The 270-nt window shown below is 35.2% G+C and carries 1 protein-coding gene; it reads left to right on the top strand.

All coding sequences use genetic code 11. From position 1 onward, the window contains the following. The coding region (locus AOA60_RS01185; RefSeq protein WP_143522314.1) for a class I tRNA ligase family protein at window positions 1–270 on the top strand (270 nt) is incomplete at both ends.

Here is a 270-nt window from a genome sequence, read left to right as displayed (position 1 = left end):
AGTACCTTTTGGTTCAGATGGAGTATTTACTCCCGAAGGATTTGTGGAAAGAGTAAACTATGATCTAGCAAATGATCTAGGAAATTTAGTAAATCGTACAGTAGCAATGATTAATAAGTACTTTGATGGGGAAATTCCAGCTTATGTGAAAGATGCTACTCCTTATGATGAAGGATTATTAGATCTTGTTGATGCAACGGTGACAAAAGTAGAGAAGTCAATGGAAAATATGGAGTTTTCTGTAGCCTTAACAGCTATATGGCAATTAGT

The sequence above is a fragment of the Pseudomonas sp. 2822-17 genome (genome assembly GCF_002742485.1).
Taxonomy (GTDB): domain Bacteria; phylum Pseudomonadota; class Gammaproteobacteria; order Pseudomonadales; family Pseudomonadaceae; genus Aquipseudomonas; species Aquipseudomonas cyclaminis.
The sequence above is the reverse complement of the archived record's forward strand: the minus strand, read 5'-3'. Positions and strand labels throughout refer to the sequence as shown.